At 51.8% G+C, this 24,518-nt stretch carries 13 protein-coding genes and 1 pseudogene; 3 read left to right on the top strand and 11 right to left on the bottom strand.

Translation table 11 applies throughout. The features are described 5' to 3' along the window. The 4 genes from alkB to ompC all read right to left on the bottom strand — a co-directional run. Positions 1-617, bottom strand: a 617-nt coding sequence (gene alkB / locus E0D98_RS10655) for a DNA oxidative demethylase AlkB (protein ID WP_131890620.1), incomplete at its 3' end; no start/stop codon positions are given. Further along, positions 617-1,681, bottom strand: coding sequence for a bifunctional DNA-binding transcriptional regulator/O6-methylguanine-DNA methyltransferase Ada (gene ada / locus E0D98_RS10650; protein ID WP_000786387.1), 1,065 nt, complete (start codon positions 1,679-1,681; stop codon positions 617-619). The genes ada and alkB, both read right to left, overlap by 1 nt. Before the next feature lie 73 nt (positions 1,682-1,754). Further along, positions 1,755-2,810, bottom strand: coding sequence for an FAD:protein FMN transferase ApbE (apbE, locus tag E0D98_RS10645; protein WP_000406116.1), 1,056 nt, complete (start codon positions 2,808-2,810; stop codon positions 1,755-1,757). Positions 2,811-2,921: 111 nt separating this feature from the next. Further along, complete coding sequence (gene ompC, locus E0D98_RS10640) at positions 2,922-4,013, bottom strand: porin OmpC (RefSeq protein ID WP_000865576.1); 1,092 nt, start codon at positions 4,011-4,013, stop codon at positions 2,922-2,924. 737 nt (positions 4,014-4,750) lie between these two features. Between ompC and rcsD the strand changes: the two genes are divergently transcribed. Both rcsD and rcsB read left to right on the top strand, forming a co-directional pair. Then, entirely contained in the window at positions 4,751-7,423 is a 2,673-nt protein-coding gene (gene rcsD, locus E0D98_RS10635; protein WP_001249127.1) for a phosphotransferase RcsD, read from the top strand. 16 nt (positions 7,424-7,439) lie between these two features. Beyond that, a complete protein-coding gene (rcsB, locus tag E0D98_RS10630) occupies positions 7,440-8,090 on the top strand; it encodes a response regulator transcription factor RcsB (RefSeq protein ID WP_001061917.1) in 651 nt (216 codons plus the stop codon). A gap of 199 nt (positions 8,091-8,289) precedes the next feature. On the opposite strand, the gene rcsC is transcribed toward rcsB, so the two are convergent. From rcsC to gyrA, 7 genes and pseudogenes are all read right to left on the bottom strand, one after another. Beyond that, complete coding sequence (rcsC, locus tag E0D98_RS10625; protein WP_000876014.1) at positions 8,290-11,139, bottom strand: two-component system sensor histidine kinase RcsC; 2,850 nt, start codon at positions 11,137-11,139, stop codon at positions 8,290-8,292. Positions 11,140-11,413: 274 nt separating this feature from the next. Next, the gene (locus E0D98_RS10620; RefSeq protein ID WP_001225855.1) at positions 11,414-12,190 is read right to left on the bottom strand and encodes a YfaP family protein; all 777 of its coding nucleotides are present in this window, start codon (positions 12,188-12,190) and stop codon (positions 11,414-11,416) included. Positions 12,191-12,194: 4 nt separating this feature from the next. Then, complete coding sequence (locus tag E0D98_RS10615; protein ID WP_001104541.1) at positions 12,195-13,844, bottom strand: YfaQ family protein; 1,650 nt, start codon at positions 13,842-13,844, stop codon at positions 12,195-12,197. Continuing rightward, positions 13,845-18,359: an alpha-2-macroglobulin gene (locus E0D98_RS10610; RefSeq protein ID WP_000536512.1), complete on the bottom strand. Its 4,515-nt coding sequence runs from the start codon at positions 18,357-18,359 to the stop codon at positions 13,845-13,847. A 23-nt stretch (positions 18,360-18,382) separates the two neighbouring features. Continuing rightward, on the bottom strand, positions 18,383-19,006 hold the full coding sequence (locus E0D98_RS10605; protein WP_001298790.1) for a DUF1175 domain-containing protein: 624 nt from the start codon (positions 19,004-19,006) through the stop codon (positions 18,383-18,385). Next, positions 19,003-20,691, bottom strand: a pseudogene (locus E0D98_RS10600) (DUF2138 domain-containing protein). Before E0D98_RS10600 ends, E0D98_RS10605 begins: the two are co-directional and overlap by 4 nt. A 148-nt stretch (positions 20,692-20,839) precedes the next feature. Beyond that, a complete protein-coding gene (gene gyrA, locus E0D98_RS10595) occupies positions 20,840-23,467 on the bottom strand; it encodes a DNA topoisomerase (ATP-hydrolyzing) subunit A (RefSeq protein ID WP_001281242.1) in 2,628 nt (875 codons plus the stop codon). A 146-nt stretch (positions 23,468-23,613) separates the two neighbouring features. Here gyrA and ubiG point away from each other — a divergent pair, with 146 nt between their 5' ends. Then, positions 23,614-24,336 carry a bifunctional 2-polyprenyl-6-hydroxyphenol methylase/3-demethylubiquinol 3-O-methyltransferase UbiG gene (gene ubiG / locus E0D98_RS10590; RefSeq protein ID WP_000990754.1) on the top strand — a complete coding sequence of 241 codons (723 nt, stop codon included), beginning with the start codon at positions 23,614-23,616 and terminating at the stop codon, positions 24,334-24,336. Positions 24,337-24,518 lie beyond the last annotated feature (182 nt).

The following is a 24,518-nucleotide window of genomic DNA, read 5'->3' as shown; positions in this document are numbered from 1 at the left end:
TTGTAGCGGCAGTCGGTGGTGAGTGGATGAAACCCCGCTTTCAACGGTTGAATACCGTGATAAAACAGCCGCGACTCACCGCCCCACACCACCACATCGCCATGTTCCAACAACAAACGTTTGAGCGGATCATTACGTTTCAGGCCACCAAATTGAAAAATCGCAGGTAAGCCCAGAGAAACAGAAACAATCGGCGCGCGCAGATCCGGTTCGTCTTTATCCTGATGCAGCGACAGTTTCGCGCCAGCAGCGTAGCGGTTGATAAGACAAGCATCTGGCTGGAAATCTGGATAGCCCGCCGCCGTAGTCGCACGTTGACATAAATCATGAAAGCTTTGTGGCATGGCGGGCCACGGTTTATTTGTTTGCGGATCAATGGGCGAATAGAGATAACCTTGCCGATGGGTCGTCCAGCCCAGATGCCCACAGTTGGTCATCGCCACCGACATGGTATATCCCCCGGGGGTGACCATCTGGCGAAACGGCGACTGGCTGGCAACGTCATTAATATCGCGGATTAGTTGCTCCGCAGCATTAAAAGCAAAACGCCGTAAAATTACCGCACCAGCCGCCAGTGGCTCTTGCCACGGTTCAGCATCGGCAAACAGATCCAACATTACCTCTCCTCATTTTCAGCTTCGCGGCGCAGCAGTTGCGCTTTACGCGACACGCCCCAGCGGTAACCGGAAAGTGTGCCATCACCACGGACCACCCGATGACAGGGTATTATGATAGCCAGCTTGTTGGCGGCACAGGCGCTGGCAACGGCCCGTACCGCTTTCGGTTTGCCGATGGCGTTAGCCAGTTGCTGATAACTGACGGTTTCACCGCAAGGTATCGTGCGCAGTGCCTGCCAGACTTGTTGCTGAAAAGCAGTGCCGCGAATGTCCAGCGGTAACGTCAGCGGCGTATCGCGTTGATTGAGGCTGGCGATCACTTCACGCACATGTTGCTGAAACATCAGATCGGCAGGCGCGTTGTCGGCAGCGGGAAACATCTGCTGCAACTCGCTGATTAGTGTCGCGTCATCATCGCCCAGCAATATCGCGCAAATCCCCCGCTCGCTTTCTGCCACCAGGCAACGACCCAGCTCACAATCAGCCAGCGCGTAACGCACCGCCAGATTTTCGCCACCGTGACGGAATTGTTTAGCCGTCATGCCCAGCGTTTCGTCGGCTTTGCGGTAGTAACTGCTGCTGTCGGGGAATCCGGCGTTAAGAATAGACGTCGTCACGCTCTCCCCTTTCGCCAGCGATTCGCGCAAACGGCGAGCGCGCCAGGCCTGTTGCCAGGCTTTAGGCGTCATTCCGGTAGTCGCTTTAAACAACCGATGCAGATGGAACGGACTCATCGCCACATGGTCGGCTAAGGCTTCCAGCGTTACAGGCGTTTCCTGTTCCAGCAGTCGACAGGCGTGGGTAATTTTATCCAACCGATGTTGCTGGGCATTGGCTTTGTCTGGCTGACAACGTTTGCAGGGGCGAAAGCCAGCGGCGAGTGCCTCGCTGGCATTTGCGTAGAAGGAGACGTTTTCCCGCAAAGCATGTCTGGCGCGGCAAGACGGACGGCAAAAGATGCCTGTGGTGCGCACGGCGAAAACGAATTCGCTGTCGGCATTCGGGTCGCGGGCTAAGACAGATTGCCAGCGTTGATCGTCAGTTAAGCATGTGGCGTTTTTCATAATCAGCTCCCTGGTTAAGGATAGCCTTTAGTCTGCCCGGTCACCATCACGCAAAAACCAGCAATCTTGCGCTTTAATTTTTTTCGCTGACAAGGAAGCTTTTAAACTGTGGTGACATCCAGGTTTTAAAGCTATCGCCTTCTTTGGTGATCATATAAACCGCCAGCCCTTCCCGGCGAACAACCTCTTTGGCTTTCTCCGGCCCGAGTACCATCAAGCCAGTATCCCAGGCATCGGCTTCCAGCGCCGTCGGAGCAATCACCGTCACGGATACCAGATTGTGTTCGATGGGACGCCCGGTTTGCGGATCGATAACATGAGAAAGACGTTTGCCGTCCAGTTCGTAATAGTTACGGTAACTGCCAGAGGTGCTAATACCATGACCGTTGATATCCACCACAGCCTGAACCGCGTTTTCTTTATCGGTTGGTTTTTGAATCGCTACCCGCCACGGCAGGCCTTCACCGTTCATACCACGGCTGTTCAGCGCGCCGCCCACCGACACCAGATAGCGGGAAATCCCTTCCTGCTCCATCAAGCGTGCCAGGTGATCCGCCGCATAACCTTCACCGACGGTGGAGAGATCGACATATAAATCCGGTAGGTCTTTTTGCAGATATTGCTGATGCGACTGATTAATGACCGTCAGGTGCTGTAAGCCGGTTTTGGCTTTCATCGCATCGATCTGTTCCTGGCTCGGAATTTGAACCGGCTGTTGTTCCGGGCCAAAGCCCCACAGATTCACCAGCGGCCCGACGGTTATATCCATCGCACCATCGGTCCTTGCGCCAATGCGCAGCGAGGTGGTGACGATATCGGCCATCGCTTCACTTACCGGCCACGGCGATAAACTTTGCGAATCGTTAAAGCGCATCAGCGCGGAATCTTTTTTATAGGTCGAAAGCAGCTGATCGTCGGCGTCCAGCTGGGTCTGAATCTTTTCTTTAAGTTCGGCACTGCGTTTGGCGTCAATGCCCGGGATGCTGGCACGCCAGAAGGTACCCATAGTTTTGCCTTCAAGAACGGTAACTTCAGTAGCGTGGGTTTTGGCGGTTTGTGGTTTTTGATCGCAACCAACAAAGAAGAGCGCGGCAGCCAGCAGTGCCACGCGGGTAAAGCTTATTTCCATACGTGATTATCCTCATGCGAACGGTCGCAAGAGTACACCAAAAAACTGTGTTTGTACGCTGAAAACAATGAAAAAAGGGCCCGCAGGCCCTTTGTTCGATATCAATCGAGATTAGAACTGGTAAACCAGACCCAGAGCTACGATGTTATCAGTGTTGATGCCAGCGTCACGAGTGAACTGGTTGTCGTCCAGCAGGTTGATTTTGTAGTCAACATAGGTGGACATGTTTTTGTTGAAGTAGTAGGTCGCACCAACATCAACATATTTCAGGATATCTTCGTCGTCGTAGCCACGACCCAGGTTTTTACCTTTAGACTGCAGGTAAGCCAGGGACGGACGCAGACCAAAGTCGAACTGGTACTGAGCAACAGCTTCGAAGTTCTGTGCTTTGTTCGCCCAACCCAGGGAACCTACGCGAGTTGCGTTGTAGGTCTGGGTGTACTGAGCAGCCAGGTAGATGTTGTTAGCGTCGTATTTCAGACCACCAGTGTAGGTTTCAGCACGGTCGCCGTTACCGATGTACAGCGGGCTGTTCTGATCATCAGTACGTTTGGAGCTGGAAACTGCAGCACCGATACCGAAGCCTTCGTAATCATAAGTGATAGATCCGCCAACGCCGTCGCCGTTCTGACGCAGTGCTTCACGACCGTTGTTAGTCATGCCTTCGCCGCTTACGCTACCGTTTTTGCCCTGGTACTGAACAGCAAAGTTCAGGCCGTCAACCAGACCGAAGAAGTCAGTGTTACGGTAGGTCGCAAAGCCGTTACCACGCTGCTGCATGAAGTTGTCAGAACCGTAGGTGTCGCCACCGAATTCTGGCAGTACGTCGGTCCAGGAAGTTACGTCGTAAACAACGCCGTAGTTACGACCGTAGTCGAAAGAACCCACATCCTGGAATTTCAGACCTGCGAATGCCACACGGGTCCAGGAGTTGTTTTCGTTTTCAGCGCTGTTGCCCTGGATCTGATATTCCCACTGGCCGTAACCGGTCAGCTGGTCAGTAACCTGAGTTTCACCTTTGAAGCCAAGACGCATGTAGGTCTGGTCGCCATCTACATCTTTGTTGTCAGAGAAATAGTGCAGGCCGTCTACTTTACCGTACAGATCTAATTTGTTGCCGTCTTTGTTGTAAACTTCAGCAGCGTTTGCTGCGCCTGCTACCAGCAGAGCTGGGACCAGGAGGGACAGTACTTTAACTTTCATGTTATTAACCCTCTGTTATATGCCTTTATTTGCTTTTTTATGCCACTGCATACTGATTAACCCTCATTAATCAGTCGGCAAGTCCATTCTCCCCAAAAATGCAGAATAATCCAACACGAATATGATACTAAAACTTTTAAGATGTTTCATTTATCGCTATAGATGTTTCAAAATGTAAATGCAAGGGAACTTTTTAAGATTATTGCGGAATGGCGAAATAAGCACCTAACATCAAGCAATAATAATTCAAGGTTAAAATCAATAACTTATTCTTAAGTATTTGACAGCACTGAATGTCAAAACAAAACCTTCACTCGCAACTAGAATAACTCCCGCTATCATCATTAACTTTATTTATTACCGTCATTCATTTCTGAATGTCTGTTTACCCCTATTTCAACCGGATGCCTCGCATTCGGTTTTTTTTACCCTTCTTTACACACTTTTCATTATTCTGTGCTACCACAGAAAAACTATAACGCTTGTTAACTATTTCACAAATAATTAACATCAGCATAATTTCCAGCAATCTTCGTTTATTTGCAATTAATTTCGTTGGGCTTTTTGTAGGTTATTTGTACAGCAAAATGGCGCTTGTACATCTATTTCCCCCATACAGGATGATAAATATCACGGGAGAATAGAGAATCATCAATCAGGTAAGAGTCTGGAATTTCACACTGTACCCTTTATACTGCCCTATCACTTCGCGAAGTTTTAACAGGTCATAAACACGAATGCGTCAGAAAGAGACAACGGCCACGACCCGCTTTTCACTCCTACCGGGGAGCATTACCCGCTTCTTTTTACTGTTGATCATTGTGTTACTGGTGACGATGGGGGTAATGGTACAAAGCGCCGTTAACGCATGGCTGAAAGATAAAAGTTACCAGATTGTCGACATTACCCACGCAATCCAAAAGCGCGTCGATACCTGGCGTTACGTGACCTGGCAGATCTACGACAACATTGCCGCGACGACCTCCCCCTCCTCCGGCGAAGGTTTACAAGAGACGCGCCTGAAACAGGATGTCTACTATCTGGAGAAACCGCGCCGCAAAACGGAAGCGTTAATCTTTGGCTCTCACGACAACTCAACGCTTGAGATGACTCAGCGGATGTCCACCTATCTGGACACATTGTGGGGCGCAGAAAATGTACCGTGGTCGATGTATTACCTGAATGGTCAGGATAACAGTCTGGTGCTGATCTCAACCCTGCCCCTTAAAGATCTCACCTCCGGATTTAAAGAATCGACCGTCAGCGACATTGTTGATTCACGTCGTGCAGAGATGTTGCAACAGGCCAACGCCCTCGATGAACGCGAAAGCTTTTCTAACATGCGCCGCCTGGCCTGGCAGAACGGTCATTACTTTACCTTGCGTACTACCTTTAACCAGCCAGGACATCTGGCAACGGTCGTGGCTTTTGATCTGCCGATTAATGATTTGATCCCACCGGGTATGCCGCTGGACAGTTTCCGCCTTGAGCCAGACGCGACGGCAACGGGAAACAATGATAATGAGAAAGAAGGGACGGATAGCGTCAGTATCCACTTTAACAGTACGAAGATTGAAATCTCCTCGGCACTCAACTCTACCGATATGCGCCTGGTCTGGCAGGTTCCTTATGGCACCTTATTGCTGGATACGTTGCAAAACATTCTGCTGCCACTGCTGCTGAACATCGGTTTGCTGGCGCTGGCGTTATTTGGCTATACCACATTCCGCCATTTCTCCAGCCGCAGTACAGAAAGTCTACCCAGCACGGCGGTCAATAACGAATTGCGCATTTTACGGGCAATTAATGAAGAGATAGTCTCACTGCTGCCGCTCGGCCTGCTGGTTCACGATCAGGAATCGAACCGCACTGTCATAAGTAACAAAATTGCCGATCATTTGCTGCCGCATTTGAATCTGCAAAACATCACCACCATGGCGGAACAGCATCAGGGGATTATTCAGGCGACGATCAATAACGAGCTGTATGAGATCCGCATGTTCCGCAGCCAGGTCGCGCCGCGCACACAAATTTTCATTATTCGCGATCAGGATCGCGAAGTGCTGGTAAACAAGAAACTCAAGCAGGCGCAGCGTCTGTATGAGAAAAACCAGCAGGGGCGGATGACCTTTATGAAAAACATTGGCGATGCGCTGAAAGAACCCGCACAGTCCCTGGCGGAGAGCGCGGCTAAACTCAACGCCCCGGAAAGCAAACAACTGGCGAATCAGGCAGATGTGCTGGTGCGGCTGGTTGATGAAATACAGTTAGCGAACATGCTTGCGGATGATAGCTGGAAAAGTGAGACGGTGCTGTTCTCCGTGCAGGATTTAATTGATGAAGTTGTGCCTTCAGTGTTGCCTGCCATCAAGCGTAAAGGTCTGCAACTGCTGATTAACAATCATCTGAAAGCACACGATATGCGCCGCGGCGATCGCGATGCCTTACGACGTATTTTGCTGCTACTGATGCAATATGCCGTGACCTCAACGCAATTGGGAAAAATCACCCTTGAGGTTGATCAGGATGAGTCCTCCGAAGACCGCCTGACGTTCCGCATTCTGGACACGGGAGAAGGCGTAAGTATTCATGAAATGGATAATTTGCACTTCCCGTTTATCAACCAGACCCAAAACGATCGCTATGGCAAGGCGGACCCGCTGGCATTCTGGCTGAGCGATCAACTGGCACGTAAACTGGGCGGTCATTTAAACATCAAAACGCGGGATGGGCTTGGTACACGCTACTCTGTGCATATCAAAATGCTCGCAGCTGACCCGGAAGTTGAAGAGGAAGAAGAGCGTTTACTGGATGATGTCTGCGTAATGGTGGATGTTACTTCGGCAGAAATTCGGAATATTGTCACTCGCCAGTTAGAAAATTGGGGTGCAACCTGTATCACACCCGATGAAAGATTAATTAGTCAAGATTATGATATCTTTTTAACGGATAATCCGTCTAATCTTACTGCCTCTGGCTTGCTTTTAAGCGATGATGAGTCTGGCGTACGGGAAATTGGGCCTGGTCAATTGTGCGTCAACTTCAATATGAGCAACGCTATGCAGGAAGCGGTCTTACAATTAATTGAAGTGCAACTGGCGCAGGAAGAGGTGACAGAATCGCCTCTGGGCGGAGATGAAAATGCGCAACTCCATGCCAGCGGCTATTATGCGCTCTTTGTAGACACAGTACCGGATGATGTTAAGAGGCTGTATACTGAAGCAGCAACCAGTGACTTTGCTGCGTTAGCCCAAACGGCTCATCGTCTTAAAGGCGTATTTGCCATGCTAAATCTGGTACCCGGCAAGCAGTTATGTGAAACGCTGGAACATCTGATTCGTGAGAAGGATGTTCCAGGAATAGAAAAATACATCAGCGACATTGACAGTTATGTCAAGAGCTTGCTGTAGCAAGGTAGCCTATTACATGAACAATATGAACGTAATTATTGCCGATGACCATCCGATAGTCTTGTTCGGTATTCGCAAATCACTTGAGCAAATTGAGTGGGTGAATGTTGTCGGCGAATTTGAAGACTCTACAGCACTGATCAACAACCTGCCGAAACTGGATGCGCATGTGTTGATTACCGATCTCTCCATGCCTGGCGATAAGTACGGCGATGGCATTACCTTAATCAAGTACATCAAGCGCCATTTCCCAAGCCTGTCGATCATTGTTCTGACCATGAACAACAACCCGGCGATTCTTAGTGCGGTATTGGATCTGGATATCGAAGGGATCGTGCTGAAACAAGGTGCACCGACCGATCTGCCGAAAGCTCTCGCCGCGCTGCAGAAAGGGAAGAAATTTACCCCGGAAAGCGTTTCTCGCCTGTTGGAAAAAATCAGTGCTGGTGGTTACGGTGACAAGCGTCTCTCGCCAAAAGAGAGTGAAGTTCTGCGCCTGTTTGCGGAAGGCTTCCTGGTGACCGAGATCGCTAAAAAGCTGAACCGCAGTATTAAAACCATCAGTAGCCAGAAGAAATCTGCGATGATGAAGCTGGGTGTCGAGAACGATATCGCCCTGCTGAATTATCTCTCTTCTGTGACCTTAAGTCCGGCAGATAAAGACTAATCATCTGTAGGCCAGATAAGACGCGTTAGTGTCTTATCTGGCATTTGCACCGATTGCCGGATGCAGCGTAAACGCCTTATCCGGCCTACGATTCCCATTATTTCAACAGATTACATTAAAGTAGGCCAGATAAGACGCGTCAGCGTCGCATCTGGCATTTGCACTGAATGCCAGATGCGGCATAAACACCTTATCCGTCCTACGATTCCCGCGATTTCCTGACCCTCTCGGCATATACCGTCAGCGTCTGTTTTATCACATCCAGCGTTACCGGCTTCGACAGGCAGCTGTCCATACCGGACTCCAGACACCGCTGCTTCTCTTCAGCCAACGCATTAGCAGTTACTCCGATTACCGGCAACGTCAGTCCCAACTGACGAATGCGTTGCGTCAAGCGGTAACCATCCATATTTGGCATGTTGACGTCGCTAAGCACGATATCAATATGATTCTTGCTAAGTACATTAAGCGCATCGACACCATCATTCGCGGTTTTACATTGATAGCCCAACGATCCCAACTGATCTGCCAGCAGACGTCGGTTAATCGGATGATCATCCACGACCAGAATCATCATATCGTCATTATCGCTGACCGCTTTGTCCGTCGACGGCAGAGCGTTAGCAGGATCGTCGCTCTCCATCTCGATCAAATAAATACGCGCCAACAATGCCGGTAGCTCATGCGGGGCAGCCACACTGTGTACCCACTCCCCTGGCGCTTTCTCCAGCGGAATACCAATATGGCGACGACAGAAGGTCACTACCGCTCTACCCTGCCATTTTTTACTCACTACCTCGTCAGTAATTAACACATCTTCGGGAGTCGGTTCCTGCCCTTCGTATGTTGTAACGACGATGCCGCTGCGCTGCAAACTGGTTTCCAGGAACTGACAGAGCGACGCATTGCGGACCGCCAGCCAGCAGCGTTTACCACTCAACCCTTCCACGCCTTTTTTCTGCGGGTACTGAGCGCCGTACAACGGAATACGCACGGTAAACTGGCTGCCCATTCCCGGTTCTGAATCTACCGAGATATCGCCGTCCATCATGCTGATCAGTTTTTCACAAATCGCCAGACCCAGACCGGTCCCCTGGAAGTTTCGCTGTACGCCCGTTCCGACCTGGAAGAAGGGATCAAACAAGCGCACCACTTCTTTCGCCGGAATCCCCACGCCGGTATCGCGAACACGGATAGAGAGATAATCGCCATCAGCGCGGACATGCAAAACTATACAGCCGGTATCGGTGAATTTTATGGCGTTACTCAACAGGTTGGAGATGACCTGCTGTAAACGCATCGGGTCGCCATTTAAGGCCACTGGCACATCCGGTTCAATAAAGCAGTACAAGCCTAACTGCTTGCGTACCACCAGCGGTAAATAGTTGGCGGTGATGTGGTTCATCACTTCACGCGGTGAAAACTCACGCGGTTCGATCTTCAACTGTTCCGATTCAATCTTCGAGAAATCGAGAATATCGCTGATAATTTTCAACAACAGGCTGGAAGAGTTGTTCATTGCCGTCACCAGCCGATCGACGCCTTTCGGTAACTCTTTGGTTTGCAACAGATCCAGGTTACCGATAATGCCATACAGCGGCGTTCGCAGCTCATGACTGACGGTGGCAAGGAACATCGATTTTGACTGGCTCGCCTGTTCCGCTGCTTGTGCCATCTCCTGCAACGACTCTTCCATCTTCACGCGCGAAGAAACATCCACCAGCACACAAATGGCCACGTTTTCATTACGATAGCGCGAATGGACGAAGCTGATTTGCAGATTGGTATTGTTGCTGGTCAGGACATCAACAAAATTGACCTGCTGCCCACAGATAATTTGCGTCAGTCGTTGGCGGTCCTCATGCGTAAGCATATTGAGATAGGTATGCGCCAGTTCGTTACTTAAAATATTGACGCCATCAGCGGTACGCAAAATGCAGATACCCACTGGCGCGGAGGCGACAATCTTGCGATTGAACTGCTCATGTTCTTCCAGTCGCAGGGCGTCGCTTTCCGCCGGAATGAAAATACGTCGCTCGTACATCCGCGCGAGAGTAAACAATGCAGCTCCGGCAAGCACATTCAGCAAAATTGCGTTAAGGATCAACATGCGAATGCGTTCCAGCACCTTATCAACCGGCACCGAATACACGATGCTTAGCGATGAGGGTGGCAGATTTTTCTTCAGCACCAGCTCCCGGAACCCTTCCGTATAGCCAAACCAGGAGCGTTCCTGCATCCAGCGAGGATCGCCCTTAATTTTACTTTCTGGTCCGGTAAGCGAAATCAGGGTATGACCATTTTCATCAAGAATGGTAACCCCCATCGGCAACGTACCCGGTAAGAAAAAGTTCTCCATCCGGATGGTCTGCTCGACACCCAAAAGCGCCTGCAACCGGTTCGCCAGATAAACTGGCGTCAACGCGTAAAAATACCCGACGCCAGGGCGCGGACCTTCGCTGATCCAGTAGAGGTTACTGCCGCTATCATCTTGTGGTGCATTTCGATATTTATTGATGCGTTCATGCAAAGCTTTCAACGCGGTATCGCGTTCCACTGGCATATCACGCAGACCGAAATTGGCCATGCAGAGGTTATCACTGCCGATTAAAAATACCCGGTTGAGATCGTAAGCCGCAGAAAAATTATCGCGCCAGTAGCGCATAAACCACGCCAATGACTCCAGAGAACCTCGCCAGGTGTTACTCATTGCGGAACAATCGGAGTCGGCAAACAGCGGTTCAAACGCAGGCACATCCGCCTGCGTTTCTCGTCCACGCGGGGAAAGCACACCGTTTTCTGCCGATAAGCGATTTTCGGCGATGTACTTCAGCTCTTTCATCACATCAGAGGTGCGTTGAATAAAGCGCTGAGCCTGATCGGAACTCAGATTAAATTCCTGACGAATTTCCGATTCTCGCTGATGTAACGCATTAACGATGTAAAAAACGGATGAAAAAGCAATCAACAGCCAGAGCACTAACGCCAATGCTCTGAACATGTAGCGCGAGGCTTTCAGGGTTGTACGAAAAGAAGCAAGGTATTTCAAAGGGGCGAAGCTCCGCCTCAGGTGACCGATGGAGTGTGGTTAAGGTAGCGGTAAAAGCGTGTTACCGCAATGTTCTGTCACCATTGCAATAATGCGTATCGCTTAGAAACCATTGCCTTAACCAGGAAAGCCGGAGTAGATGGACAGTTCTCAGTACGAAAAATAAGAAATGACCAATCTGCCGACGCTTGTTAATGGTTATATCCTGGCGTCGGCAGATCGCCCAGCAGTCTTATCTGAAAAAAGAGAGAGCCAGGTTGTGTGAAGGGATGGATCACCAGTCAAAACTTTTCACCAGCGTCAGCTCGCCAGCATTACGCATCGGTACAATAAATGTTTCCTGTTTCTCATTGACCGATCCTTCATCGGTGATCAGCGTCAGTTGGGCGGTCGTCAATTCCGTTTCGCTGCGCCCACCATAGTAGTTGATATACACCTGATAGCGCCCGTGAACTGGTGCTGGCATGGCGAAAATCTCGGGTCCGTACCCCGTCGTGACATCCATATCCAGTGCACCACTGTTTTTCAGCACGGTGTTACCGTACCAGGCGTGTTCGCCATCGGGCGTGACAACATGGAGATCGAGATCGGTATTGTCCGTATCCCACGAGAGAACCAGCCGTAAACGTGCACGAATCGTTCCTGTACCCGGCGTTGAGTAAAACTGCATTTTTTGCCGGCTTTGCCCATCCGGGCTGATGACCTGCACGCTGTTGCTGCCTTCAGTGAAAATATAAGGGCGTGCAAATGAACCATCGGATTCAATTCTCTGCGGCATACTGGCACCGTTGACCACCAGCCGGCCCTGCTGAACTTTACCCGCCGCAGCATAATTCTTTATTTTGCCGCGGATCTGCGCTGAGATATTTTGATCATCTGCCATGTTGACGGACGACGCCGGGTAATTGATCGATTGTGAAAAACTGGCATCTTCGCCCTCTGCCGGATGCCAGCCAGAGAGCGGTGCGTCAATCTCGACTTCCTGCACACCTTCACTGTGAGCGACAGGCGAAAGTGCCACCAGTAACAACGGAAGAAAAATCTTTCGCATAGCATTAGTCCATTAATAATTGTCGGGTCAGCGTTTCGATATAGTTCTCATCAAGCCCGGTGGGATAACCATCAAAGGCCAGGTGCAGATACTCATGGGTTAAATCCAGCCGATCCTGAAGCGTAAAGAAGTTACGAATAAACAGCCGTTTCTGCTGCCGATCGGTATAGGGGAAACCTGAGACTAAACGACAGACCGCAAACACGTCTGGTTCGTTGTACCCCGTCTCGCCTTGTAATATACGCCGCCACTGCGGCATTTTTTTCGCCAGCCAGGCTTTCGCTTTGGGTAATAACTGGCAGGTTGAGCGTGGCGCTCCCCAGCGGCTAAGGCTGTTGTCGGGATAAGCAAACGCGAGTATCTGGTCGTAACGCTCTCCCTGCCCCGCCTGGGCCGTGGCTTGCCGCCAGGAAAGTGTCCCTTCGGTAGCTCGACTGCCATGATAATGAACCGGATCGCCTGCATAGATGAGATCCTGCGTCCAGGCGGTCATCGTTCGCGCCCCCGTGGTCGCTGGCGAAGCAGAAACACGCTGCGTGGCGCTGCTGTCGGGGATGGTCAGGCAATCGCCTTCCCGATTGGCGTTTTGCTGTAAAAAAGTGCGAATCGCCACGGTCATGGCTTTCGCTGCCTCAGGGGGCGTACTTTTCGCCTCGCGATCCAGAACTCTGGCAACGTACTCTTCACGATCGAGATGCGACTGCAATTTCAGTTTGCCCTTTTCGCTCAGTAAGGTCGTCTCACCGTGGCTGACAAACGTAATGTGGTTACCATTAGTAAACGTCACACGATAGCGCCCATTAAGTACGCCGGGTTTTACTGCCGTCGTACTCTTTTCCGCTGTGATTTTCTTCAGCGGATAGCGGGCAAACAGCTCCACCTCTACACATTGCCCACTGGCAACCTGCGTCGGCACTGGCAAAACCCGATTAAGCACCGTCGCATAACGGGTTAGTACCGTTTTGCTGGTGCCACTGCCAGTAACCCACAGCGGTGTACCATCGGTTAACCAGCCAGCAAAACCACCCTGGCGGATTTCCTGTTTATCATCGGCAAACCAGCTCCAGGTTTTCACCCGTACCCGACTACCGAGCATGGATGCGACACCGATTTTCGCCTCGTCCAGCACCACATCCAGTAAGACTTCCTGAGCTTTGTTTTGCGCAGGTAACGTCGCTAATGAATCGAGCAGCGATTTAACCGTTACCGAGGTTTCTGGCTTCAGCGTTGTAAGAGACGCTAACCACGCAGGTGCCTGACGCTGTTGCCAGTATTGCCCCCACACATCTGCGCCAATATGCAACCGCTGCGGCGCAAAATAGAGCCCACAGGAACGTACCAGCGCGGTATCGCGCGTTATGCTCTCCCCAGCCTGACAACAATAAACCTCTTCCGGGGAGTTTCCGCGACACTGGTAGGGCTGCTCCGGTTGATGGGTATCCTCCAGCCAGGCGTAAACATACAGTTTCCACAAACTCCCTAACGGCGTGGTGAGCGAGTCAGGTAATGCTGAGACTTTGGTCACGCCTGATGACGACAGCTGATACAGTTGATCGTGCTGCGCACCGCGCAGCACCAGTTGTAACGGCGTCTCCTCCGCAAGCGTTGGCAGAGTAACCAACGCCAATAGCCAGACGATTCTGCGCCAGTTCACTTATTTCACCTGCATCCCGGTCCATTCACTCCCTGCCGCAACACTTTGCTGTGCAGGTGCATAGGAACGCACATAACGAGCAGGAGGCAGAACGAATTGCCCTTTTTGCGAGAAGCGCAGCAAATGGCGGAAAGTGACCGTTCCCGTCAGTTCTTTCACCGGCACCATATAGGCCAGTTCGCCCATTTCATTTCGCGCTTTTTCCAGCAATTGCCCCTGCTGTTTCGCGGCGTTGGGTTTATTGACTGAAATGCCCCATGTTGTGCGCTCAACGTCGGCTCCCGGCGGGAGCGGTACTTCCACCTGACCATAGCGCAGAACTGCATCCTGCTCGCTGGTAAGCGTAATTTCATCGAGATACAGCGCATCGCTGTCAATCTCATTGCTGGTCACCGGTTGCAGAATAAAGCTCATCTCTTCTTCACCAGGGATAAGCCGATACAACTGGCGTTCAACGGTCACCGGAATGTTACTTTGTTGAGCCGTTTTTGCCGGTTCACGCCAGCGGACCTGCACATTTTGCGGCGATAATTCGTCACCAAAAGAGAGAATGTCCGGCACGCCCTGACCAACCCAACGCCAGTCTTCGCCCCCTCCAGTTAACTTATGTTTAGCCCATGCGCCCGCAGGCGCAGGCAAAACAACTGGAGGCATTGTCGCCATATATTTCGCCAGCCAGTTCATGGCCAGCGCGCGCTCAATAGTGGATTGCTCAGCGGTCAAACCACTTAAAATAGCGGCCGTCTGGGTAGCGTCACCACCGCTATTGAGCAGCACAACCGTGTGCGCCAGCGGCTGATTGCTGTTTGCCGCTTTATCCCACGCATATTGCTGAACCTGTGGCATCACCGTGGACTTCAACTGCGCTTTTTTCAGCAACGTCATGGTTAAGACGTTTGCCACCGCATCTGCCAGTGGAGATTCCGGTGTATCGAGGATCAGGCTGTCATTGATATCGCGGATGTCTTCCTCAGAGAAATCTTCATCTTTAGTTCCGCGCCGGGCGATAGCTTCATCCAACCCTTTCAACAACGTTTTGCACGGCAGATTCATCTCCTGTGCCCACGCCAGCACCAGCGCCCGATGCAATAACGGCATGTTATCCGCCTGCTCGGCATAACTGTCGAGCATATGCTGCCAGTATTCCGGTTGTTGCGTTACGCCGAGCGCCTGGCTGGCCTGCCAGTCGGCGTACCATGCCCATGCCGTAAGGAAGGCGTCACCATTGCCATCTTCACCCCACCAGGTAAAGCGCGCTCCGGGCCCCGCCAGTTGCATCAGCCGCAGACGGTTATCCTGAATCATCTGACGAATGTCGTTAGCGGCGGCACTTTGATGATCGGCAAGCGAACGCCAGGCGAGACTGAGCGGGATCAGACGGCTACCGGTGTTGATCACGCCACCCCATGGTCCATCGACTAACGCATCAAGATTGTTGCGGAAAATCTCCTGCGGCGTTTCGCTACTTTGTAGCCGGATATTGCTAGCCTGCTCGGGCAACATCAGCGCGTTCTCGCCACCGCCGAGCATGACATTTTTCTGCTGTTCAACGGGCCAGCTGTTATCCACAAAAGACAGTTTTGTGCTAATGCTGTCCTGCACTTGCCCATTTTGTTGCAGTTCTGCGCTTAACAAGCCAGATTGCTGAATGTTCTGCGCCAGCGAAATATAATTCGCCCCTTTGTGCAGCGTCAGCGTCTGGCGCATCTCAGCGCCTGCAAATTTAGTCACCAGCGCCACCGGTTCGTTATCCTGCTGACTGAAGATAAACAGTCCTGCCGCCGGTTTGTCGCCCACGCGATACACCGTTGGCATACTCCACTTCATGTAGAGATTTTTTTCCGAACGCAGATAAGCACGCCCCTGCCCGACCAGCCCGTCGCCGTTCATCCCACGCGCGGTGATACGCCAGCGGGTTAACGAATCAGGCATCAGGAACGTGAAATACGCTTTGCCTTGTTTATCGGTTGTGAGTGACGGCATCCATGCCGCGGTATCCACCTCTTCACGCCGTGGACGTTCAAGCATTTTTACTCGCCGCTCGCTGCGGTTAGTCGCGCCAGGCGCAACCGGCTCGCTGGAGAGCGCCTGGTCGTAGCTGATAAACGACAGACTGGAGCTGGTACGCACATTGTTACGCCCCAGCGGATAGAAAAATTTGCCGATATTCGGCGCGATTTCTGGTTGCAGCGCGTAGATCATTTCATCGACCACGCCTACCGTTAGCTGCGCAGAAACAGGTTTACCTTTCAGCGACGAGGTTAATTCGACATTGACCAGTTCACCAGGCTGGTAATGGGTTTTGTCCGTTTTCACCCGGATATCAAGCTGAGGAACGGCAACTTTGATCCCGGCGTTCTGAAAACTGTACTGACCATTACGGGTATACAGCACCGAAAAAGTGATGTTAGGCGCAAAGGAATTGCTCACTGGAACCCGGGCTTCATACTGGGTATCGTTTAAACGTTGTAACGTCAGCCAGTTTGCCGGATGCGAAAGCAGCGACTGCTGTTCCACGCGATCGCGTTCCAGCGTCAATAATGCTTCATCAATTGGCTCCGGAAAGGTAATCAGCATCTTCGCAGTTTCGCCTGGCTGGTACAGCGTTTTATCCGCCACGATATCTACCGTACCAGTATGCGCCGTGCTGCCCTTACCGCTGACGGCATGACTTAACCCAGCGAGAATTAAGCCGTCTTTATCGCGTAATGTCAGATTGTAGTTGCCAGGTTTAGCGAAATTGACGGTAAAGGATTTGCCGCCTGACGGTAGCTCTCCGCTATGGCTCGTGCGGTCTTCGAGACGCAACCATTCATACGTAACAGGAACCTGTTTTGAAGATTCCAGCGCGGCATAACGGAACACAACCGACTCGCCGCTATTACTGTATTGTGCGGCAGTACTTAATGAGTAATGCGCCAGACCGCGTTCAATGAGGATCTCTTTGGTGGTGGTGACACGATACGCCGCGCCGTCACTGGCGGAGACGGTTAACAAATAACGGCTCGGTTTATCGGCGGCGGGGAGATTTAACGCCACATGACCGCTGGCGTCGGACACCGTTTCGCTGCCTTCCAGCGACACGGGGAAACGTCCGGCATAACGCAAATCGTTACCGACCATTGATAATTGCTGAGCGCGCAAACTTAACTGCACGCGGGCATTTTTTACCGGCTCGCCATCCGGGTAGAGCAGTTGCAGTTTGCCGCTGACCGCTTCGCCAGTTTTGAACTCTTTTTTGTCGAGAGCTAAACCAATCTCGAAATGTGGCTTGATGTAGTTTGCCACGCGACAACTGCTGCTATAGACCTGATTGCGGTAAGCAAGACGTAACTCATAACCTCCGGCAACGGCATTTTCTGGCAGGCGGAAACTTCCCTGCCCGCCATTGCGCGCATCCAGCGTGACATTGACGATTTGCAACAGACTGCCGTTGGCGTCCAGCACCGAAAGCTTCGCCGGGGCGCTGACGATGGGGGATGAATGCAACGGATCGTGGAACTCGCGGCCCATCACTTTAACATCGACACGATCGCCTGCGCGATATAGCGGGCGATCGGTAAAGATATACAAGCGGGTGTTGTAGATTTCACTTTCGTAAAAGAAGTTCTCGGAGACAAAAACGCCGCCTTCAGCATCCTTACCCAGAATGTATGAGCGTTCTGGCGATATATGTTGTAACTGCAAGGTACCGCTGTCATCGGTCACACCGCGGGTCATCACGCCAAGACCGTCAGTCCACAAGATCTCTGAGCCGGGCTTCGCTTCACCCTGTTTTTTACCCGCGGTCCACACCAGAAGCTCGTTGCCTGACACTTTGCTAAGCGCCACGGTATCGGAAACAAACACCACCGTCGTCGCCCGATACCCACCAACCATCGCCTCGACGAGGTACAGTCCCGGCTCTTGTTGGCCGAGAGGAATATAAATGTTACCCGGCTGCGGCGAGATGAAATTGCTGGATGCGCCTTCCAGTTTTACCCCTTGCTGCGGCTCGACCGGTTTAGCCTGCCATAGTGGATAACGGAACTGTTCCACCAAGGGATATTTTTTCAGCGGGGAAAACTGGTTGTTCTGTACATAACGGGAAGGTTTAATAATGGCATTGCCGAGATGTAATTCGGGTAATGCCTGAGTCACATTCTGCCGTGACTGAGAAGAGAAAGTACGCTGCATTACGCGGCGAGATTTGCCGTACCAGTTATCCCACAGCCAGGTCAGCGTATTGTTCAGCCCGTCGCCCAGATATTGCGGTTGCACCACAATGCGATGCAGGTTTTTCTGCTGGCGCAAAAATGCCATCGGGTCAGGAATACGATACAGGCGAACGTCCACGCCGCCGTACTCTTCCATCTGATAGCGCCGATAATCACGCCCGGGCGCTTCCAGTCGCACTTTCGCCTCTTCACTGCTGCTAAAACTGCTGTCAGCAAGCAAAAAGAATGTTCCCCCGGCGGGCGGCGCATAGTTACTGGAAGGAAGCGAATCATCAGCATTAGCAAGCCCTGTTCCCACAAGAGACAGGGACAAGCACGCTGCTATCGCGCCAGAAAATTTAAACGATAAATGCCAATGAAATTGGGATTGGAATCGTTGGGTATCCATCGGGTGTCCTTCCATGTCATAAGTTGTTGCAGACTGACTGCGCGCATTCCGTTGTCAGTTTTCGTGGCGCTTCCGGTGTGGTAGATGACGTAACGCCCCATCCAGACCATTAAGTGCTGGGCATCGCCCTGATCGAAAAAAATCATATCGCCAGGCAGCGCCTGGTTTATGTCCTGGCCAATAAACTGGCTGTTGTACTGAATCAAATTAATCGCGGTCACGTAGGGGCCGGTTTTCCCGTTCCCCTGATTCCAGTTTTGCGCCAGTTGACGCTGTCCAGGTGTTAGCGTCATCTCTGGCGGCAAATACTGGCTAGAGAAACCGTTACTTTTTAGCCATTTACTATCGTGAACTTTCAGCGTCTCGTTCGCCGCAAATCGCACCAGGCCCGCACAATCCTGCTGATACCAGCGTGGACTTGGCCCCTGGCGGAGCTGTTCTTGTGCAATGCGTACAAACCAGGCGCGAAACAGCCCGGATTGTTCGACATTCAGCATTTCGCTATGGGCAACAACACAACACAGCCAGCAAATCAGCGCCAGCAGCCCGTGCCTCATAGCGGCTGCCAGGTTATGGGTAGCCACTGCCAGGCGGCACCGGGTTCCATCTGGGCCAGCTTCATGACATAACGCGGTTGTTGAGATAAAGCGTCCAGCTTCGGCATTAATAAAGTTTGTGCGGCGTTATAAAAAACCGGTTCGAGATTCTTCGGCAGACTGGTCAACGTTTCGTTACGCAGCAGTTTCGCCACGCCTTGTGGATTGATATAGAGCGGAACGATGCCATCAGTGGGTATTACATCCACCATTGCCGGGCGGGTTTTATTCAGTGTTTGCAGCGCGTTATTAACCAGCGTGTCATCGAGGGAGAAAAGCAGCTTTTTGTTTTGCATCGCCAGCGACACACGGAAAAAATAATCCGACATTAATTGATCGGGTTGCGCCGCCTGCGCTTTCGGATACTGGCCGTATCGGGAACTCACTTCGCGACGCCAGATTTGCCCTTCGCCCTGCTGAGTCTGGCTTACCGGCAAAACACCTTCTGGCGCTTTGCTTTCGTGCGCACCAATATTTTGCGTAAACAGTTTCCCTGGCAATTGCGCCTGTTCGGCAGTGCCATCAAACTGACCGACAAACAGCGGGGTTTGCAATTTTGAGTCTGCATACCAGCACAGCCCCGCGGCACCGTCTAACGCCCCATTCAACTTGTCGTTTTCCTGACTGATGTGCGAAAGCATCTCTTCGGCAATACCGTGTGAATACGGCACCACCACACAGAAGCTGGCCCCGGCAGGCATACTGTTCCAGACCGGCGTAAAATCGAAACTGGTATCTACGCTGGCGGATTCATCATTTAACGCCACAAAACTGTGCCAGCCGTCGTTACCCATTTCGAAGCGTACGCCAGCAAAAGAAGGCATTAACCGCTGGTAGCCAAAACCCAGCAACCTGGCGCTGACCACGATGCGCTGGCGTACTGGCGTTTTTTCAGCAGCACGCTCTTCCAGGCCAAAGCTTGCTTGCCAGCGTTTTTTGCCGCTCAACAAATCACCTGCGATCGCCGTGGCTTCGGTATCCTGCTGATCATCTTTAAACAACATATCCGTGCTGGAAAACACCAGCATCTTGTCCTGATAAGTCGCGAACATCAGGGCGTTATTGCCGTTATAGCGCAACTGATAAACAGGAACAGTTTAACTATTTATCTTGATGCTACTGATTTCCGTTTTGCTTAACTGGCTGTCGCTGGTAGCGGCAAACAACAATGGCTCCAGCAGTTTGCTTAAACCACTGCGCTGGATCAGCACCATATAATGTGAAAGATGGCCTTGTTTATCGTGCCACAGCGCTGCCTGCGCGGGCTGATCTAAGAGTGACGAAAAGAGCTTATCTTTCAGCGTGAGATCGTGTTCATAGACAATACGACGAATGCTGCCTTCAATGCCCAGACGATCGGCATGATTCTGATAATAGAAAACGAAATCTTCGCTCAGAACATCGTGGAGAAACGGAATGGTGAGGAGATCTTTGGGAAGCTGGCTCAGAGAGTCGCTGTCGAGAAAGAGGTCCGGCTCATTGAGATCGATTTGCAGATTGTTGTGCACCACCAGCGGCGACAACGTTTTTTCTGGCCCACTGCCAGCATATTGCAACGCCCAGACGCCAGCGGAAAGCAGTGCTATTGCGCCAAAACCTACAAGACCATAGAACCGCCAGCCTTTCGCCTTTTTTTCACCACTCATTGCCACATTCCTTGTGTATAGCCAGCCATTTTTTACGGGCACAGCCAAACTTTACCGTGCCCTAATACGACAAAAGCCCAGACTTTGCAGCCTGGACTTTTCAATTCAAACAAGGGAGATAGCTCCCTTTTGGCATGAAGAAGTAAAATTATTCTTCTTCTGGCTCGTCGTCAACGTCCACTTCCGGAGCGATTTCATCGTCCCCTTCCGCGGCACTGCCATCGATGGTATCCAGATCTTCCTCGTCAACCGGTTCAGCAACACGTTGCAGACCCACTACGTTTTCATCTTCCGCAGTACGGATGAGGATCACGCCCTGGGTGTTACGGCCTACGATGCTGATTTCCGAAACGCGAGTACGTACCAGCGTACCGGCATCGGTGATCATCATGATCTGGTCGCAGTCATCTACCTGTACCGCGCCAACCACTAAACCATTACGTTCAGTAACCTTGATGGAGATAACCCCTTTCGTCGCACGCGACTTGGTTGGGTATTCCGCCACTGCGGTACGTTTACCGTAACCGTTTTGCGTTGCGGTGAGGATTGCGCCATCGCCACGAGGCACGATCAGAGAGACGACTTTATCGCCTTCACCTAAGCGAATACCGCGAACACCGGTGGTGTTGCAGCCCATCGCACGGACAGAAGACTCTTTAAAGCGCACCACTTTACCTTCAGCGGAGAACAGCATTACTTCGTCTTCGCCGCTGGTCAGGTCAACGCCGATCAGCTCATCGCCGTCAACCAGTTTGATCGCCACTTTACCGGCGGTACGCAGACGGTTGAACTCGGTGAGGACAGTTTTCTTCACGGTACCGTTAGCGGTCGCCATGAAGACTTTCACGCCTTCTTCAAACTCGGTCACTGGCAGGATCGCAGTGATACGTTCGTCCTGCTCCAGCGGCAGCAGGTTGACGATCGGACGACCGCGCGCGCCACGAGTGGCTTCCGGCAACTGATAAACTTTCATCGAATAGACGCGACCACGGCTGGAGAAGCACAGAATATGGTCGTGAGTGTTCGCCACCAGCAGTCGGTCGATAAAGTCTTCTTCTTTAATACGTGCGGCAGATTTACCTTTCCCGCCACGACGCTGCGCTTCGTATTCAGAAAGCGGCTGATACTTAACGTAGCCCTGGTGAGAGAGCGTCACTACCACATCTTCCTGAGTGATCAGATCTTCCAGGTTGATGTCTGCGCTGTTGGCGGTGATTTCAGTACGACGTTTGTCACCGAACTGTTCACGAACCAGCTCCAGCTCTTCACGGATCACTTCCATCAGACGATCGGCGCTACCAAGAATACGCAACAGTTCCGCGATCTGATCCAGCAGCTCTTTGTATTCGTCGAGCAGTTTTTCGTGCTCAAGGCCGGTCAGTTTCTGCAAACGCAGATCCAGAATCGCCTGAGCTTGCTGTTCGGTCAGGTAGTACAGACCATCACGCACGCCGAACTCTGGCTCCAGCCATTCCGGACGCGCAGCATCGTCGCCAGCACGTTCGAGCATCGCGGCAACGTTGCCCAGCTGCCACGGATTAGCCACCAGCGCAGTTTTCGCTTCTGCAGGCGTCGGCGCATGACGGATCAGTTCGATGATCGGGTCGATGTTCGCCAGCGCCACGGCTAATGCTTCAAGGATATGAGCACGATCGCGAGCTTTACGCAGTTCGAAAATAGTACGACGGGTCACCACTTCACGGCGGTGACGAACAAACGCCGCGATGATGTCTTTCAGGTTCATGATCTTCGGCTGACCATGGTGCAATGCCACCATGTTGATACCGAAAGAAACCTGCAACTGGGTCTGGGAGTAGAGGTTGTTAAGCACAACTTCACCGACCGCGTCGCGTTTCACTTCAATCACGATGCGCATACCGTCTTTGTCAGACTCGTCACGCAGCGCGCTGATGCCTTCCACGCGTTTTTCTTTTACCAGTTCCGCAATCTTCTCGATCAGGCGCGCTTTGTTTACCTGATACGGAATTTCGTGGACGATAATGGTTTCACGTCCGGTTTTGGCGTCAACTTCCACTTCAGCACGGGCGCGGATATATACCTTGCCGCGACCGGTACGGTAAGCTTCTTCAATACCGCGACGACCGTTAATGATTGCCGCCGTCGGGAAGTCCGGACCCGGGATGTGTTCCATCAGCCCTTCAATGCTGATGTCTTCATCATCGATATACGCCAGACAACCATTGATGACTTCCGTCAGGTTGTGCGGCGGGATGTTGGTTGCCATACCTACGGCGATACCGGAAGAACCGTTCACCAGCAGGTTAGGAATTTTGGTCGGCATGACGTCAGGAATTTTTTCCGTGCCGTCATAGTTATCAACGAAATCGACCGTCTCTTTTTCGAGATCGGCCATCAGTTCATGGGCAATTTTCGCCAGACGGATTTCCGTATAACGCATTGCCGCCGCAGAGTCGCCGTCGATGGAACCGAAGTTACCCTGACCGTCTACCAGCATGTAACGCAGCGAGAATGGCTGCGCCATACGGACGATCGTGTCATAAACCGCCGAGTCACCATGGGGATGGTATTTACCGATTACGTCACCAACGACACGGGCAGATTTTTTATAGGCTTTGTTCCAGTCATTGCCTAGTACGTTCATGGCGTAAAGTACGCGACGGTGTACCGGCTTCAGGCCATCTCGGACATCTGGCAGCGCACGGCCAACAATGACCGACATCGCATAATCCAGATAGGAGCTCTTCAGCTCTTCCTCAATGTTGACCGGTGTAATTTCTCTCGCAAGGTCGCTCATCTAACCGCTATCCCTCTACTGTATCCCGGATTCAAAGGTCGCAAATTATAACACAGCCGCGCAGTTTGAGGTAAACCTATACGCTTTATTCACATCCAATGCCTGATATACTCGTTTGTCTTGCCAATTACGGAGTAGAAGTGCCAATGAATGCCGAAAAATCGCCGGAAAACCATAACGTAGACCACGAAGAGATCGCTAAATTTGAAGCCGTCGCCTCCCGCTGGTGGGATCTTGAAGGTGAGTTCAAACCGTTGCACCGCATTAACCCGCTGCGTCTGGGCTATATTGCCGAGCGTGCTGGCGGTTTATTTGGCAAAAAGGTGCTCGATGTCGGTTGTGGCGGCGGCATTCTGGCCGAGAGTATGGCGCGCGAAGGCGCGACGGTGACCGGTCTGGATATGGGCTTTGAGCCATTGCAGGTGGCAAAACTGCACGCGCTGGAAAGCGGCATTCAGGTGGATTATGTGCAGGAAACCGTGGAAGAGCACGCGGCAAAACATGCCGGGCAGTATGATGTGGTGACCTGCATGGAGATGCTGGAGCACGTCCCCGATCCGCAGTCAGTGGTCAGAGCCTGTGCGCAACTGGTGAAACCAGGCGGCGATGTCTTTTTCTCGACGCTTAACCGCAACGGCAAGTCATGGCTGATGGCGGTGGTTGGCGCGGAATATATTTTGCGCATGGTGCCCAAAGGCACGCATGATGTGAAGAAGTTTATTAAACCGGCAGAACTGCTTGGCTGGGTAGATCAGACAAGCCTTAAAGAGCGACATATAACCGGGCTACATTACAACCCGCTCACTAATACTTTTAAACTCGGCCCCGGCGTGGATGTGAACTATATGCTGCACACGCAGAATAAGTGAGGTTGTTGTTTGGCCGAGCCAATGCCTGATGCGACGCTTGCCGCGTCTTATCAGGCCTTGTATTATCCCTCCAGTGCAGAGAAAATCGGCCAGTTTTCTCTGCCTGCAGTCCGCATGCCGTATCGGGCCTTGGGTTCTAACCTGTTGCGTAGATTTATGCAGCGGACTGCCTTTCTCCCAAA

The sequence above is a fragment of the Escherichia sp. KCJ4928 genome, assembly GCF_004352695.1.
Lineage (GTDB): Bacteria > Pseudomonadota > Gammaproteobacteria > Enterobacterales > Enterobacteriaceae > ECMA0423.
Note: the sequence above shows the minus strand (reverse complement) of the source record. Positions and strands in the feature narration are given on the sequence as shown.